This is a genomic window from Campylobacter sp. RM16704 (assembly GCF_000816245.1).
Lineage (GTDB): Bacteria > Campylobacterota > Campylobacteria > Campylobacterales > Campylobacteraceae > Campylobacter_D.
In genome coordinates, this window is sequence record NZ_CP007769.1 from 292,189 (window position 1) to 307,128 (window position 14,940).

Below are 14,940 nucleotides of genomic sequence, written 5' to 3' on the forward strand. Positions count from 1 at the left end.
TTTCTTTATGTTATTAAAGAGAGATTATGAAATTTTACACCACATCTAAAAAACTTAAAGAAAATATTAAAAATTTTTATCAAATAACTTTATATCATTCCTATAAAAATGTCATTAAAGAAGATGTTTTTATGGGTTGGGGTAGAAAAAAGTCAGGTTTAAAAGCCGTAGAGCTAGCTAAAAAGCATGATGCAGAATTTTTGCTTTTAGAAGATGGTTTTTTACGCTCATTAAATTTAGGTGTAGAAAAAAGTCCGAGTTTTTCTATAGTTAAAGATGATGTGGGAATTTATTATGATGCCACAGCTCCATCTAAGCTTGAAGATATTTTAAACACTTATGAGTTTAGCTCTGAAGAACTAGAGCAAGCAAAAAAAGCTATAGAACTTATAAAAAAAGAAAAACTTAGTAAGTATAATAATAACCTTTGTGTGCCAAAAGAGCTTTTTAGTGCTAGTGAAGAACGCGTATTAGTCATCACTCAAGTAGCAAATGATGCTTCGTTAAAATTTGGCTTAGCTGATAGTTTTTCAACCCAAGATATCATAAAAGAAGCTATTAAAGAAAATCCAAATGCTAAAATATACATTAAAATTCATCCTGATGTGTTAAGCGGTAAAAAACAAAGTGATTTTAATGTGCAAGATTTGCCAAATAGATGTGTAGTTATAAAAGAAAATTATAATCCCATAGAATTGCTAAGTTATTTTAAAAAAGTCTATACTAAGACTTCTGGCATGGGCTTTGAAGCTTTGATGTTAGGACGAGAATGTGTGTGTTATGGTATGCCTTTTTATGCAGGCTGGGGTTTAACACAAGATAAGTTAGAGTGTAAAAGAAGATTTAAAAAAAGAAGTTTAGAAGAAGTTTTTTATGCAGCTTATATTTTATATAGTGAGTATTTTAACCCTTATTTAGATCAAAAAAGTGATATTTTCGATACTATTTTTACTTTGGCAAAGTATAAAAAGATAGAACAAGCTAATTCAAATACTTTGTATTTTCTAGGTTTTACTTTGTGGAAGCATTGGTTTATGAAACCATTTTTTAAAGCCAAAAATAATAAAATCATTTTTTTAAACTCACTAGATGAGCTTTATAATGCTAAGCTAAAACCTAAAGATAAAATTTTCATTTGGGGTAAAAAGTATGATAAAGCTTTACTAACTAAAGATTTTAGAAATGAAATTTTCTTAGTAGAAGATGGCTTCTTACGCTCTGTTTTTTTAGGCTCAGACCTTACACGCCCTTTTTCTTTAATAGTAGATAGCAAAGGTTTATATGTAGATCCAAGTAAACCAAGTGATTTAGAAGATATTTTGCAAAATCACATCTTTGATAAAAATTTAAAACAAAGAGCTAAAAATCTCATCGCCACTATCACACAAAATAAATTTTCAAAATATAATGGATTAAAACATGAAAAGCTAAATTTTAGTACAAACAAAAAAGTGATTTTAATCCCTGCTCAAGTGGAAGATGATGCTTCTATGATTTTAGGTGGTGCAGGTTTTGATACTTTAAAACTTTTGCAAAGTGTAAGAGTGGCAAATGAAAATGCTTTTATAGTTTTTAAACCTCATCCTGATGTTTTAAGTGGTAATCGCAAGGGTTTAAAAGATAAAAGCATTATTTTAAAATACTGCGACGAAATTATCGAAAGTGTTAGCATAGATAGTGCTATAAATGCGAGTGATGAAGTACATACTATAACTTCTACAAGCGGTTTTGACGCTCTTTTGCGTGGTAAAAAAGTAGTAGTGTATGGTATGCCTTTTTATGCAGGCTGGGGTTTAACCCAGGATTTACATAAAATTCCAAGACGCACAAGAGTACTTAGTCTAGAAGAGCTTGTTGCGGGAGTTTTGATCCTTTATCCAAGGTATATTCATCCAAAAAGTAAAAATTTATGTGAAGTTGAGCTTGCATTAGATATAATGTTAAAAATGCAAAAAGATTATTTTTCTAAGTTTTATTTGCGTTGGTTTATAGATATAAGAATTTATGCATTAAGAAAAATAAGAAGATTGATAGAATTTATTTTGATTAGATGAAATTAAGTAAGAAATTAAAAAATTTTTCTGGTAAAAATGTTTTATTACTCCAAGGACCTGTGGGAAGTTTTTTCCGTAAAATTGCCACAAAAATCCCAAAAGCTAAGGTTTATAAAGTAAATTTTAATGGTGGAGATTTTTTCTTTTATCCTTTTAAAAGCATTAATTATACTAAAAGCTTAGCTGAGCTTGAAGATTTTTATAAAAAGCTTTTTGAAGAAAAACAAATTCAAATTATCATTATGTATAATGATTGTAGAAAGGTGCATGAAATAGCCATTAATGTAGCTAGGCAAATGGGTATTGAAGTGTGGATTTTTGAAGAAGGTTATATAAGACCAAATTTTATTACTTTTGAAAAAGATGGAGTTAATGCAAACTCTAGCTTGCCAAGAAGCAAAGAATTTTATTTAAGTCAGAAAAAATTTGACAAAGATTATAAAATTAAAACTTTTTCAAATACTTTTAGAAATATGGCTTTTACTTCATTTTTATATTGGCTTTTTGCCTTTTTATTTTCTTGGTATTTTAATAATTCTTTGCACCATAGAAGTTTAAAATTATTTGACTTTTTACCCTGGCTTTGCTCGGTGTATAGAAAAAATAAATATAAAATCACAGAAAAAAGTTTAAATGAAAAAATTCTTTCTTTAAAACAAAAGTATTTTTTGGCTATCTTGCAAGTGCATAATGATACTCAACTGTCTCATCATTATAAAAAAACTACAGAAAAATTTATAGAAGAAGTGATTGTTTCTTTTGCTAATCATGCTAAGGCAAAGTCTTATTTGGTTTTTAAACATCATCCTATGGATCGTGGTTATAGAGATTACACTAAACTTATAGAGGATTTGAGTTTAAAATATAATGTCGAGGGTAGAATTTTATATGTACATGATTTGCATTTGCCTATACTTTTAATCAATGCAAGAGGTACTATAGTTATAAATAGTACAGTAGGACTTTCTGCTTTATATCACAATAGTCCTTTAAAAGTTATGGGAAAAGCATTTTATGATATAGAAGGTTTGACTTATCAAAAAAGTTTACATACTTTTTGGAAAGAATGTAGAGCATATAAACCTGATGTAGTTTTACATACTAAATTTAGAAATTATGTGATATATAAAACTCAAATCAATGGAAGTTTTTTTACAAGTACTGGTTTAGATTAAAATTTCTTTTTATAATTTTTAGCAATCTTTCTAAGTTTAAATGGCAAGTTTAAATAGCCTATTTTAAAAGGAGTTCTAGAAGCTTGCAAAAGTGCATTGCCTAAAAGATAAGGCAAGTGTGTTTTAGCTATTTGAGCGTGTTTATAGTCTGCATAAGCTTTTAGCGGTGGTAGGTTTTTTTGCTCTTTTTGGTGTTTAAAATACTCTTTTTTAACTTTTCTTAATTCAAAAGGTATTTTTAGACACCCTATATATGTTTTGCTATTTTTTACAATAATTTCACCGAGTTTATAGCTTAATCTTTCTTTTATCCTTAAACTTGCTCCATAAAGTTTGCTATTTTGGTTAATATATATTTCATATTCATTTTTTAAGTCCTTTAGATTTAAAAAACACAAAAGATTATGGTTTTGGCTCTGTAAAAATGTTTGTGTATCAAGTTTGATTAGTTCGTGGTATTCTAATATTAATTCTTTATAAAATGCTATAGGTGGGATTAAAATTTCATTAGCATCCATGATATGATGGTAGTGGGAGGGGGTAATTTTGTATTCATTTTTTTCATTGCTTTCTTTTTTTACAAGTAAAATTCCTATCAAATCTACATAATCAAGTCTAGGGATATTTTCGTTTGCCAAGCTTAAACCTGAACTTTCTTCACTTTGCTTGGTGATTTGTGTATTAACACATAAAAAAGTTTGTTCATCACAAAATGCTTTTTCATTTTGTATATCTTGAAAAGTATTAATAAGTCCAAAATTTTTAGTAAGATCAAAGGATGAATTTTTAATACTTATAGATGATATGGTATGAGTTGTTAGATTGGTTTGATTCCAAGTATGTATGCCTAAAATTTGATAGTTATTTAGTTCTTTTGGAAAAATGATTTTTTCATTAGCCTTAATCCTTACCACTTTTTCACAAAAAAATGAGTTTTTATGCTCTATCTTAGACAAATTTGATGGTGTAAATACATAAAATTCTTTATTAGAACAAGTGATATTTTCTTTGGATTTTTTAAAAGTATGCAAATTTTTTATAATATTTTTTCCAAGTTCTTGCATAGCTAATGGCATAGGATGGAATTTATAATTTTGATCAAAATCATATAGGTTGTTTTTTTGATAGTAAAGATCCACATCAATTAAGTTAAATCCATAATAAGCACAATTTTTTCGATGTGTTTCATTGATGGCTTTTGATTTATCATTACAAGCTGGTATAGGAAGTATGAGTACTATGGTGGTTTTATTTGCTTTATAAAGTTCTTCATAAAAATAATCAATATTTCTAAGTATAACTTTTAAGTTCATAGGACTTAGATAATCATTAATATTTGATTCACTAATGATATAATCACTTTTGTATATATTTTCTCTATGGCGTATTAACTCATAAAGATTTTGCAAGGAAGTACTAAGTCCTAAAGCATAATTACATAATGTAATATCTTTATCTTCAAGGCCTATTCGAAGTCCATTTTTGACTACACTATTACTTCCACCTAATAAAACTATATTCATTAATTTCTTCTTTGTTGATACTTTTATTTATTTTATAAAATATTTTTTAATGAATAATTTAAGAGTAAAAACACCCCATTTTACCTTTAAATAAGCATTTGACAAAGATAATAACTTTAGCTATATTTTTAAAATTCATTTTAGATTTATGTGGGATTTGATGGATAAAATATGCAAAAAAAGAGATGTTTTTTATATAGCTGGTTATGACCCTAGAGGATATAGGCATTATTATACTATATTTAAAAAAAATCTTTTTTTGCAAAATGAGCTTTTATCTTATGATTATACTTTATCAAAAAGTCAAGTTAAAGAAAATACTTACCCATTTTGGCAAATTCAAACTTCATATACAAACATTACTTATACTTTTTTAAATTGGAATGATATAGTAAAAAAAAACTGGTCAGAAGGTATTAAAGATGCTTTGAGTGATTGTTATAGTTTTTTTAGAATTTACACTATTACAGGACTTTTTTTAAAATTTGGCAAAGAGTCGCCTTATCAGCTTATTACAGGGTATTATCCATTTTTTTATGTGTTTTTGAGTTTGATTTTTACTTTAGTTTGTGCTTTTAGCATTTTTATTTATTTGCAAAATTTTCATGTTATTTTAGGAATTTTAGCTTGTATTTTTTCATTGGTATTTTTACCAAGAATACTTTATAAACTAGGAAAAAAACTATCTGTTTTTTGGATAGCTAGAATTTGCTCTTTTTGTGCTAATTGGGAAAAAAATGCCCAAGGTAAGCTTGAATTAAGAATGAATAATTTTGCTAAGGTTATTTTTGAAAAATTAAAAGAAAATATGAATGATAAAAATTATGAGCTCATCTTAAGCGCTCATAGTGTAGGAACAGTTCTTTGTATAGATGTCTTAGCAAAAGTGCTTAGAAAATGTGAAAAAGAAAATATCCCTTTTGAAAATTTAAAGGTTTTAACCTTGGGTGAATGTATACCTTTGGTAAGTTATCAAAAAAGATCACTTGATTTTAGAAAAGACTTAGAATATTTAGGAAGTAAAAATTTAATATGGTATGATTTTACTTCTATTATTGATGGTGCTTGTTTTGCACAAGTTGATTTTATGCACACAAGTGGAATAAAAGCTGATTTTAGCCCAAGATACCTTTCAGCTAAATTTCATACTTTATATAAAAGCAAAGATTATAAAAAAATTAAAAAAGATAAATACAAAGCACATTTTTTGTATTTATTTGCTACACAAATTCAAGGAACATATAATTTTTTTGAATTTATTGTAGGTAAAAATAAATTAGAAGAAAAAATAAAATAGGAGAAAACTATGGGTCAATGTCCTTTTCATCCCAAACCTTATAAAAACAAGGCTTCTACACTAACCACTTTTTTATTAAAAAGAAGATCGTGGCTTGATGGGCTTTATGAGCGAAGCTATAAGATGATGATGGGTAGAGTTAAAATGCCCGGTTTTGATCTTTATGTGGTAAATGATCCAAAAGAAGTTAGGCGTATTATGGTAGATGAAGTTAGAGAGTACCCAAAAAGCCAACTTTTGCATGAGCTTCTTGAACCACTTTTGGGTATAAGTATTTTTACGACAAATGATAGAGTATGGGAAAAGCAAAGAGAGCTTTTAAGACCATCTTTTGAAATGACTAGAATTTCTAAAGTTTTTGATTTGATGAGTGATGCTGCTTCTGATATGATGGCTAGATTTAACAAATACGAAGATGGTGCTACTATCGAAGTAGATGAAGCAATGACTTTTGTAACTGCTGATGTGATTTTTAGAACTATCATGTCTTCAAAACTAGATGAGCAAAAAGGAAAAATTGTTTTAGATGCTTTTGTAACCGTGCAAGAACAAACGGTTAAAACAGCTATGCGAAGAATGTTTCGTTTTCCAACTTGGCTTTCAAATCTTTTAGGAGAGAAAAAAAGATTAAAAGCAGGAACAACTATACGAAAAGTTTTATCAGATATTATAAAACCAAGATATGATAATGCTTTAAATGATCAAGGAAAATACGAAGATATTTTATCATCATTACTCATGGTAGTCGATGCAGACACTAATGAAAGATTTTCTTTTAATGAAATTTTAGATCAAGTTGCTATGCTTTTTTTAGCAGGACATGAAACTACCGCAAGCTCTCTTACATGGACATTGTATATTTTGAGTATGTCACCAAACGAACAACAAAAAGCTTACGAAGAAATTATGCAAATTGCAGGTAAAGAAGAGTTTAAAATAGAACATATCAAAGCTATGAAATATCTTACAAATATTTTTAAAGAAAGTTTGAGACTTTATCCTCCAGTAGGATTTTTTGCTAGAGAAGCAAGAAATGAAAGCAAAATGAGAGATAAACTCATCAAAAAAGGTTCAGGTGTAGTAGTAGCTCCATGGCTTATACACAGACATGATAATTTTTGGGAAAATCCACATGAGTTTGATCCAAGTCGCCATGATGATAAAAGTAAAATAAAAAAAGACACTTATATGCCTTTTGGTATGGGTGAGCGTGTGTGTATAGGACAAGGTTTTGCTATGCAAGAAGCAATTTTAATTTTAGCTAATATTTTAAGGACTTATAAGTTAGAATTAGAAGAAAATTTCGTGCCTGATATTGTAGGAAGACTTACTATAAGATCGGCAAATGGTATGAATATAAGATTTATCAAAAGGTAAAAATGAAAGAAAAATTAGCAGGAACAATATTACTTTGTGCTATTGTTCCTTTAGCAGTAATTAGTTATCTTTTTATTGTTATAGTGGGTACTTTTGGTAATCCTGCTAGAGTTAGGCAAGGTGTAAGAGCACTTGATCATTTTGTTAATGCTACTTTGTTTAATGGATATGCTTGGGAGTCTTTATCTTCTCATGCTTGGAGAGAGCGTGATAAAAAATGGGCAAAAATAGTTATAAAAATAACAGATTTTTTTGACAAAGATCATTGTCAAAAAGCTAATAAAAGAGAACAAGAAATTGTGGATCTAGCTTTAAAGAAAAAACTTACCGAACAAACTGTCGGCAAGCAGCTTTAGTTTAGTTTTCTCCAAATAAAGCTTTAAGGTTTTTAAATGCTTCTTCTTTATTAGTGGTTTTTTCTTCAGAAGTAATTTCGTTTAATTGTATTTCATAACCGAGTAACATACTAGCCAAGCGTATATTAATTCCATTTTTTCCTATGGCTTTACTTTTTTGTTCACTATTTATAGTTACTATGGCTTTTTTATCTTCAATACTAACTGAATTAATAATAGCTGGAGCTAAGCTTCTAGTGATTAAAATTGCCATTTCATTAGAATACTCAATACAGTCAATATTTTCGTTTTTTAACTCTTTACTTACAGCATTAATTCTAACTCCTTTTATACCAACTGTTGCACCTACTGCATCAATACTAGAACTATTGGTTTGTAATATAATTTTTGCTCTTTCACCTGGAATTCTTGCACTTGCATAAATATTAATAAGCCCATCCTTAATTTCAGGAACTTCAGCTTTTAATAGAGCTTCTAAAAATTTAGGACTAGTTCTGCTAAGTTCCATTCTTATACCAGATTTGTCAATATATACGTGTCTAATAACGGCTTTAATTACATCACCAACTTTAAATTTTTCACCTTTAATGCGATTTTTTCTTGGCAAATAGGCACGAAATTCATCAATTTCTACATAAGTATTTTCTTCACTATCTACCCTTACTACGCTACCAAATACCATATGCCCTACCATTTTTTGATATTTTTCATAGATTTTTTCTTCTAAGAGTTTTTGAATATTGTATTCTAATTCTTTGTGTAAAGTATTTACTGCAGTACGACCTAAATTTTCTAAAGAACACTCATAAGTTAACTCATCACCAATTTCAACATCTTTAGCTTCAACTCTTGCTTTACTTAAAGCGATAAAATGCTCATTTTCATTTTGCAATCTCTCATCATTATCAGCTACTACAATAATTTTTTGATAAAGCTGTAAATTTTTACCTGAATCAACAAAAAATTCATATTTATCTCCATAAATTTTCTTAGCAGTATTAATAAGTGCTTTTTTAACTCTTTCTCTTACATCTTCTATTTGTAAATTTTTTTCATTAGCAATAGACTCAATTATATCTGTGATTTTTTCCATAATAACAATACAACCTTATTTTGGATTTTTATTTTTGAAGAATAAAATTATATCTTTAATAAGTTTAATTAAAAGTAAAATTTGATATAATTTCAGATTAAAAAAACTTGAGGATGATGATATGGATTTAAAAATAGCAAGAACCTCTGTTGATGAAAAGCCAAAAAGTATAAGTTTAGAGAATATTGAAAAGGCTGTAGATAAAGAAGGTCAGAAATTTTTTTATTTTGATAAAGACAATGCTCATAAGCAACTAATTGCTTTGGTGGAGCATTTTGAAAAAAAAGGGAAATGTGTTTATTATAGAACTATTAAATATGGTTTAGATGATGCAGATTTTATGTATGAGGTGCATATTCTTTGAGTAAAAAGCTTTTTATACAAACTTTAGGTTGTGCCATGAATGTTAGAGATTCAGAGCATATGATAGCTGAACTTAAAGAAAAAGAAAATTATGAATTAACTCAAGATGCTAAAGAAGCAGATTTGATTTTAATTAATACTTGTTCAGTGCGTGAAAAACCTGTACATAAGCTTTTTTCAGAAGTTGGAAGCTATGAAAAAATCAAAAAAGATGGAGCCAAGATAGGAGTTTGCGGTTGTACAGCTTCGCATTTAGGAGATGAAATTTTTAAACGTGCTCCAAATGTGGATTTTGTTTTAGGTGCTAGAAATGTATCTAAAATTACACAAGCAGTTAATACTCCAAAATTTTTAGGAAATGATATAGATTTTGATGAAAGTAGTTATGCTTTTGCGGATTTTCGAAATAGCCTTTATAAAACTTATATCAATATCTCTATAGGTTGTGATAAACATTGTACTTATTGTATAGTACCACATACTAGAGGAGATGAGATTTCAATACCTTTTGAGATTATTAAAAATGAAGTATTAAAAGCTGTTTCAAAGGGTGCTAAAGAAATTTTTTTGCTAGGGCAAAATGTTAATAACTATGGTAAAAGATTTTCAAATACTCATGAAAAAATAAATTTTTCAGATCTTTTGGAAAAATTAAGTGAAATCGAGGGCTTAGAGCGAATTCGTTTTACAAGTCCTCATCCTTTGCATATGGATGATAAATTTTTAGAAGTTTTTTCTAAAAATCCTAAAATATGTAAATCTATGCATATGCCTTTGCAAAGTGGTTCAAGCGAAATTTTAAAAGCTATGAAAAGAGGTTATACTAAAGAATGGTATTTAGATAGGGCTTTAAAGCTTCGTTCTATGTGTAAAGATGTAAGCATTTCCACTGATGTTATCATAGCGTTTCCAGGTGAGAGTGATAAAGATTTTGAAGATACTTTAGATGTACTTGAAAAGGTAAGATTTGAACAGATGTTTTCTTTTAAGTATTCTAAAAGACCACTAACTAAAGCCGCAACTATGCCAAACCAAATTCCTAATGATATAGCTTCAAAGCGATTGAGTATTTTACAAGAAAAACATACTGAAATTTTAGATGAAATTGTTGCCAAGCAAAAAGATAAAGAATTTGAAGTCTTATTTGAAGAATTAAGAAATGATGGTTTTATAGCAGGTAGAAGTGATAATAATTTTTTGATTCAAGTAAAGGGGAGTGAAGAGTTATTAGGACAAATGAAAAAAGTGAAAATCACCAATCCTAGGCGTATGGTGTTAAATGGTGAAATCTTTTAAGATTAATCTTTTAGCTTTTGGAATTTTTTTATTACAATGGTTAATTTTTTTAACATGTAAAAAAGTTTATTTGGGGCAAAAATTATCAAAAAATCCATGTGTGATACTCTTTTGGCATGGAAGACTTGCTTTAATGCCTTTTGCATATCATAAAATGGGGGTTAAAGATAAAAAAGCTTATGTAATGATTTCTCATCATAAAGATGGTGAAATCATCGCTAGAAATATTGCTTTATTTGGTTTGAATACTTTAAGAGGTAGTACTAGCAAAGGTGCTTTATCCTTATTAAAACAATCATTTAAAGTTATTGATCAAGGTGATGATGTTATCATTACTCCAGATGGTCCTAGAGGACCATATCATAGTATTTCAGATGGTTCTGTTATGATAGCTTTAAAAAAAAATGTTCCACTTTTTTTGTTAAATTATGAAGCAAGTTCTTTTTGGGAATTTAAAAGTTGGGATAAAATGGTCTTACCTAAACCATTTTCTAAAATAACCTATAGACTTAGCGAAGAAATTCAGATACAAAATTTGAATTTAAAAGAAGCTAAAGTATTGATAAAAGAAAAATTTGATATGATAAGTCAAATGGATAGAGGATAAATATCATGTTATCTTTTTTTAGAAAGTATATATTACAGCTTTTAGTTTGTATTTGTTATGATGAAAAACAATATATTATAAGATGCCATACCTGGAAGAAATCTCAAGCAATCGACACTTTTGAAAAGAGTTTTGAGGATAAAGAAAAAGCTATAGAATATGTAAAAAATCTAGCTAAAGATTTTCAAATTTATTATATAAGTGCTTTTTTCACCCCCATTACTCAAGGCGTGATTCCAAGTTCTAATTTTAAAGACTTATCAAAATTTGGCGTAGATGAAAATAATGTTAAATGTATTGCATTTAATAATAGCTTATTATATGCTTCTAATACTTCTTTGCATTCTTACCAAGAAGATTATGAGAGTTTTGGAGGATTAGATTTAGTTTATTCTCCTTTTTCTTTGCTTTATTATTGTATAAAAAATAAGGGATTTGAAAAAAAAGTAGGGCTTTATGTATACAGATACCATGATTTTGTAGCTATGTTGATTTGTAAAAATGATTCAATTTTATTTGGTAGCTATTTTAATATAACAAGTCAAAATTATGAAGATGATGAAAATTTTTTAGATGAAATTAAAGAAGAATATTCTGCATTAGATATAAACGATGAAGATGATGAAGACGATAATGAACAAAATTATGATTTAAAAAGTCTAGAAGAAATGGGTCAAGATCTTGATAAATTGAATGAGTTAGAAGAAGAGCAAGAAGAAATTCCAGCAGAATCTTTAGAAACTTTTAGTTCTGATATGAAGATGATAGAATATATTATTTCAAGCGTGAAAGAGTTTTATGATAATCCTTTATATGAAAATAGTTTTCTAGAAGAAATACTTATATTTGATGAGGAGAATTTTAGTCATACCTCTTTGGATTATTTAGAAAATGAGCTTTTTATTAAGCCAAAGGTAGAGCTTGTTGATACTTTAAATTTGATGAATGAACTTATGGTAAGGGACTTAAAATTATGAAATATAGTCTAATTAAACCTAAGATAAAACCTGTTTTTAATCTTTTTACACGAATTTGGATTTATTTTACTAGTATTAGCATTTGCTTAATTTTTACAGCATTTATAGTAATTATATTTAAAAATTACTATACTTTAGCACAACTAAATAGCAAAAAAGAAGAGTTAAATCAAATTATAGCTCAAATTAATACTAACAAACTCAAATATCAAGAATTAGTTAGACAAAACAATAAAGCAGAAATTGTTTTAGGTAATTTTGAACAAGAAAGAGAAAATGGTAAAAATAGAGTTTTGTTAAAAAGTATCCAAAATCTTTTTACTTTAGTCCCTAAAAGTATTTCTTTAGATGAAGTACTGATAGAAGATAGTTCATTAACTATAAGAGGTATAACTCCTACCAAAGAAATGTTTGCTTTACTATTAGAAGCTCCATTAAGAAGTATTTTTTCAAATTCTCAAACAAGTTATTATCAGTTAGAAAATGGTTGGTATCGCTTTGTTAGTGTAAATATTATTATTCCAGAGGAAATGTATGAACAAAAATGATAAAAGCTTAGAAGAAGCAGATATACTAAAGATATTAATTTACTCTTTTTCTTTTGTTGTAATATGTGCAATATTAATTTTATTTTTAATTGTTCCTTTTTTAAAAGATTATAAAATGGAATATTCAAGATTAGTAAAGCAACAAATTCAAAACACTAAAGCATTAAATGAATTGCAAGCTATAGAAAATGTTATTACAAAATTTCAAAATACCAATGCACAAAAATTATCTCAGCTTAATGCTGATTTTTCTCAAAAAGAATTTACTGATTTTATGAAAAATTATTTTGATGATGTAAAAATGACTTTAATCCCTATAAAAAAAGAACAAGAATATTTAAAATATCAATTCAGTATAAATGCTAAAATGAAAAATCCACAAGCTTTTTACTCATTTTTAAATGATCTACAAAAATATAAAAACTTAATAGAAGTTTCTACACCGGTAGAATTTAAATCAGAAGAGCAATACATAAATGTTAAATTCAAAATTAAAGTATTTTTTGCTTCTTCTGTTATTCAAAAATAATAACTTCATTGTTTTTATAAGGATTTGTGTTTTCTTGTATATTTGTCTTATTGATAAGTTCTTCTTCTTGATATTCTAATTTATCATCATTTGTTTTGTTTTCATCTTTAAATTCTTGTATATTTGCTTTTAAATTTGATGTAATTTCTTTATAGAAAGCAATAAATACTTTATCAATTTCTAAAGCACTAGCTGCAATACTTTCATTCATTTGCGTTGGAACGGCACTATAAACTTGTCTAAAACTTTCTATTGTAACATCACCTTTGGTAGGATAATTCAAATTTATTGGCTCATTTAATTTTGTAGAGCTTGTTGTAGTATTAAATGTTTGGTCTTGTTTTAAATTGATAAAATTGTTTTGAGCTTCTAAAATAATCATAAAAGAAGATTCAATATTGTTACCACCTAGAGTTGAATTTCTTAAAACTTTATCTTCGTATAAATTTGCACTAATAATGGTACTAAAAGTATAATCAGGATTTTGATCATCTATAATATAGCCTTTGCTTTGAAGTAATGCTTTACTATCTTCTAAAAGTTGTTTTTTGAGTAATTCTAAGCTTTTATTGATTCTTTGATTTAGAGTAGATTGTTCAAAATATGAACTATAAAAAGTATTTTTTATTATCTCAACATCAGAAATTTTAACTTTTGGGCCGTTTTTATTTATATTATTATGTTTTTCAAATGTATTTTTAAAATTTGGCATAGATATATAATAAGTTTTTTGATTGCTAGTACATGCACTAAAAAATAAAACCATACTTAAAAAAAATAGTATTTTTTTCATATTCTTCTCCTTGTATTTTCATAATTATAACAATTTTTTGTTATATTATGAGTTTTATATCAAGGGTATTTTTATGGATTTTTGGCAGAATATTTATACAAATTTTGATGTAGTGGCTTTTGAAATTTTTGGTTTAAAAGTGCATTGGTATGGTATTATGTATGTATTAGCTTTGCTTGTTGCTTTAATGGTTGCAAAATACTATGCTATTAAAGATAATATGGGAATTTCTAAAACCATGCTTGATAGTTATTTTATATGGGTAGAAATTGGGGTGATTTTGGGTGCAAGAATAGGTTATATTTTAATCTATGATGCACATACTTTGTGGTATCTTACTCATCCTTGGCAGGTTTTTAATCCTTTTTATAATGGAGAATTTGTAGGGATTAGAGGTATGAGTTATCATGGAGCTGTTGTGGGATTTTTAATAGCTACTTATGCTTTTTGTAAAAAAAATAAACAAAATTTATGGAAATATTTAGATTTAGTAGCTATTAGTGTGCCATGTGGCTATATTTTTGGGCGTATAGGAAATTTTTTAAATCAAGAATTATTTGGCAGAGTTACTGATGTGTCTTGGAGTATTTACGTAGATGGAATGTTGCGTCATCCTTCACAGCTTTATGAGGCATTTTTGGAAGGCTTTGTGGTTTTTACTATTTTATTATTGATAAAAAAATATAAAAAGTATAATGGAGAATTGATTGCTTATTATACGATTTTATATGCTATAGCTCGTTTTGTATGTGAATTTTTTAGAGAGCCTGATTTTGATATAGGCTTTGTTGCTTTTGGTATGAGTATGGGTCAAATACTAAGTATATTGATGTTTTTATTAGGACTATTTTTATCTTTTTATTTAAGAAATATTAAAAAGAATTTATAAATTTTTATTTTTTTTAAGAATAAAAGTTATACAATTGCTCCGATATTAAAATTTATCAATATT

15 protein-coding genes are annotated in these 14,940 nt (G+C 27.3%); 12 read left to right on the forward strand and 3 right to left on the reverse strand.

Annotation, left to right across the window (positions count from 1 at the left end):
* Window positions 1–26: 26 nt before the first annotated feature.
* Both CAQ16704_RS01615 and kpsS read left to right on the forward strand, forming a co-directional pair.
* Complete coding sequence (locus CAQ16704_RS01615) at window positions 27–2,054, forward strand: capsular polysaccharide export protein (protein ID WP_039666602.1); 2,028 nt, start codon at window positions 27–29, stop codon at window positions 2,052–2,054.
* Window positions 2,051–3,229 carry a capsule polysaccharide modification protein KpsS gene (gene kpsS, locus CAQ16704_RS01620; protein ID WP_039666603.1) on the forward strand — a complete coding sequence of 393 codons (1,179 nt, stop codon included), beginning with the start codon at window positions 2,051–2,053 and terminating at the stop codon, window positions 3,227–3,229. The genes CAQ16704_RS01615 and kpsS overlap by 4 nt, the downstream gene beginning before the upstream one ends.
* On the opposite strand, the gene CAQ16704_RS08335 is transcribed toward kpsS, so the two are convergent.
* Window positions 3,226–4,752 (reverse strand): SGNH/GDSL hydrolase family protein, encoded by a 1,527-nt coding sequence (locus CAQ16704_RS08335; RefSeq protein WP_052244961.1) that lies wholly within the window; start codon window positions 4,750–4,752, stop codon window positions 3,226–3,228. The genes kpsS and CAQ16704_RS08335 overlap by 4 nt on opposite strands.
* A 160-nt stretch (window positions 4,753–4,912) precedes the next feature.
* On the opposite strand from CAQ16704_RS08335, the gene CAQ16704_RS01630 reads away from it, so the two are divergent.
* The 3 genes from CAQ16704_RS01630 to CAQ16704_RS01640 are packed head-to-tail and all read left to right on the forward strand — an operon-like array spanning window position 4,913 to window position 7,782.
* The gene (locus tag CAQ16704_RS01630) at window positions 4,913–6,049 is read left to right on the forward strand and encodes a hypothetical protein (protein ID WP_039666604.1); all 1,137 of its coding nucleotides are present in this window, start codon (window positions 4,913–4,915) and stop codon (window positions 6,047–6,049) included.
* Between the two features lie 9 nt (window positions 6,050–6,058).
* Window positions 6,059–7,426: a cytochrome P450 gene (locus CAQ16704_RS01635; protein WP_039666605.1), complete on the forward strand. Its 1,368-nt coding sequence runs from the start codon at window positions 6,059–6,061 to the stop codon at window positions 7,424–7,426.
* Between the two features lie 2 nt (window positions 7,427–7,428).
* The gene (locus tag CAQ16704_RS01640) at window positions 7,429–7,782 is read left to right on the forward strand and encodes a membrane protein (protein WP_039666606.1); all 354 of its coding nucleotides are present in this window, start codon (window positions 7,429–7,431) and stop codon (window positions 7,780–7,782) included.
* Between the two features lies 1 nt (window position 7,783).
* Here the strand turns inward: CAQ16704_RS01640 and nusA are convergent, their stop codons facing one another.
* Window positions 7,784–8,875 carry a transcription termination factor NusA gene (nusA, locus tag CAQ16704_RS01645; protein ID WP_039666607.1) on the reverse strand — a complete coding sequence of 364 codons (1,092 nt, stop codon included), beginning with the start codon at window positions 8,873–8,875 and terminating at the stop codon, window positions 7,784–7,786.
* Between the two features lie 121 nt (window positions 8,876–8,996).
* On the opposite strand from nusA, the gene CAQ16704_RS01650 reads away from it, so the two are divergent.
* The 6 genes from CAQ16704_RS01650 to CAQ16704_RS01675 are packed head-to-tail and all read left to right on the forward strand — an operon-like array spanning window position 8,997 to window position 13,195.
* Window positions 8,997–9,239 (forward strand): HP0268 family nuclease, encoded by a 243-nt coding sequence (locus CAQ16704_RS01650; RefSeq protein WP_039666608.1) that lies wholly within the window; start codon window positions 8,997–8,999, stop codon window positions 9,237–9,239.
* Window positions 9,236–10,534 (forward strand): tRNA (N6-isopentenyl adenosine(37)-C2)-methylthiotransferase MiaB, encoded by a 1,299-nt coding sequence (gene miaB / locus CAQ16704_RS01655; protein ID WP_039666609.1) that lies wholly within the window; start codon window positions 9,236–9,238, stop codon window positions 10,532–10,534. The genes CAQ16704_RS01650 and miaB overlap by 4 nt, the downstream gene beginning before the upstream one ends.
* Window positions 10,518–11,141 (forward strand): lysophospholipid acyltransferase family protein, encoded by a 624-nt coding sequence (locus tag CAQ16704_RS01660; RefSeq protein ID WP_039666610.1) that lies wholly within the window; start codon window positions 10,518–10,520, stop codon window positions 11,139–11,141. The genes miaB and CAQ16704_RS01660 overlap by 17 nt, the downstream gene beginning before the upstream one ends.
* Before the next feature lie 5 nt (window positions 11,142–11,146).
* Entirely contained in the window at window positions 11,147–12,118 is a 972-nt protein-coding gene (locus tag CAQ16704_RS01665) for a hypothetical protein (RefSeq protein ID WP_039666611.1), read from the forward strand.
* Complete coding sequence (locus tag CAQ16704_RS01670) at window positions 12,115–12,666, forward strand: hypothetical protein (RefSeq protein WP_039666612.1); 552 nt, start codon at window positions 12,115–12,117, stop codon at window positions 12,664–12,666. Before CAQ16704_RS01665 ends, CAQ16704_RS01670 begins: the two co-directional genes overlap by 4 nt.
* Window positions 12,653–13,195, forward strand: a complete 543-nt coding sequence (locus CAQ16704_RS01675) for a hypothetical protein (protein WP_039666613.1) — start codon at window positions 12,653–12,655, stop codon at window positions 13,193–13,195. Before CAQ16704_RS01670 ends, CAQ16704_RS01675 begins: the two co-directional genes overlap by 14 nt.
* On the opposite strand, the gene CAQ16704_RS01680 is transcribed toward CAQ16704_RS01675, so the two are convergent.
* Window positions 13,182–13,988: a hypothetical protein gene (locus tag CAQ16704_RS01680; RefSeq protein ID WP_039666614.1), complete on the reverse strand. Its 807-nt coding sequence runs from the start codon at window positions 13,986–13,988 to the stop codon at window positions 13,182–13,184. The two genes, CAQ16704_RS01675 and CAQ16704_RS01680, sit on opposite strands and share 14 nt — an antisense overlap.
* A 73-nt stretch (window positions 13,989–14,061) precedes the next feature.
* Here CAQ16704_RS01680 and lgt point away from each other — a divergent pair, with 73 nt between their 5' ends.
* Window positions 14,062–14,877 carry a prolipoprotein diacylglyceryl transferase gene (gene lgt, locus CAQ16704_RS01685; protein WP_039666615.1) on the forward strand — a complete coding sequence of 272 codons (816 nt, stop codon included), beginning with the start codon at window positions 14,062–14,064 and terminating at the stop codon, window positions 14,875–14,877.
* Window positions 14,878–14,940: the final 63 nt, after the last annotated feature.

Bases quoted from the DNA above. Each gene is read 5' to 3' on its own strand.
- CAQ16704_RS01635 (WP_039666605.1), top strand. From the start codon at position 6,059: ATGGGTCAATGTCCTTTTCATCCCAAACCTTATAAAAACAAGGCTTCT.
- CAQ16704_RS01615 (WP_039666602.1), top strand. From the start codon at position 27: ATGAAATTTTACACCACATCTAAAAAACTTAAAGAAAATATTAAAAAT.
- nusA (WP_039666607.1), bottom strand. From the start codon at position 8,875: ATGGAAAAAATCACAGATATAATTGAGTCTATTGCTAATGAAAAAAAT.
- kpsS (WP_039666603.1), top strand. From the start codon at position 2,051: ATGAAATTAAGTAAGAAATTAAAAAATTTTTCTGGTAAAAATGTTTTA.
- lgt (WP_039666615.1), top strand. From the start codon at position 14,062: ATGGATTTTTGGCAGAATATTTATACAAATTTTGATGTAGTGGCTTTT.
- CAQ16704_RS01640 (WP_039666606.1), top strand. From the start codon at position 7,429: ATGAAAGAAAAATTAGCAGGAACAATATTACTTTGTGCTATTGTTCCT.
- CAQ16704_RS01680 (WP_039666614.1), bottom strand. From the start codon at position 13,988: ATGAAAAAAATACTATTTTTTTTAAGTATGGTTTTATTTTTTAGTGCA.
- CAQ16704_RS01630 (WP_039666604.1), top strand. From the start codon at position 4,913: ATGGATAAAATATGCAAAAAAAGAGATGTTTTTTATATAGCTGGTTAT.
- CAQ16704_RS01650 (WP_039666608.1), top strand. From the start codon at position 8,997: ATGGATTTAAAAATAGCAAGAACCTCTGTTGATGAAAAGCCAAAAAGT.
- CAQ16704_RS01665 (WP_039666611.1), top strand. From the start codon at position 11,147: ATGTTATCTTTTTTTAGAAAGTATATATTACAGCTTTTAGTTTGTATT.
- CAQ16704_RS01660 (WP_039666610.1), top strand. From the start codon at position 10,518: ATGGTGAAATCTTTTAAGATTAATCTTTTAGCTTTTGGAATTTTTTTA.
- CAQ16704_RS08335 (WP_052244961.1), bottom strand. From the start codon at position 4,752: ATGAATATAGTTTTATTAGGTGGAAGTAATAGTGTAGTCAAAAATGGA.
- CAQ16704_RS01675 (WP_039666613.1), top strand. From the start codon at position 12,653: ATGAACAAAAATGATAAAAGCTTAGAAGAAGCAGATATACTAAAGATA.
- CAQ16704_RS01670 (WP_039666612.1), top strand. From the start codon at position 12,115: ATGAAATATAGTCTAATTAAACCTAAGATAAAACCTGTTTTTAATCTT.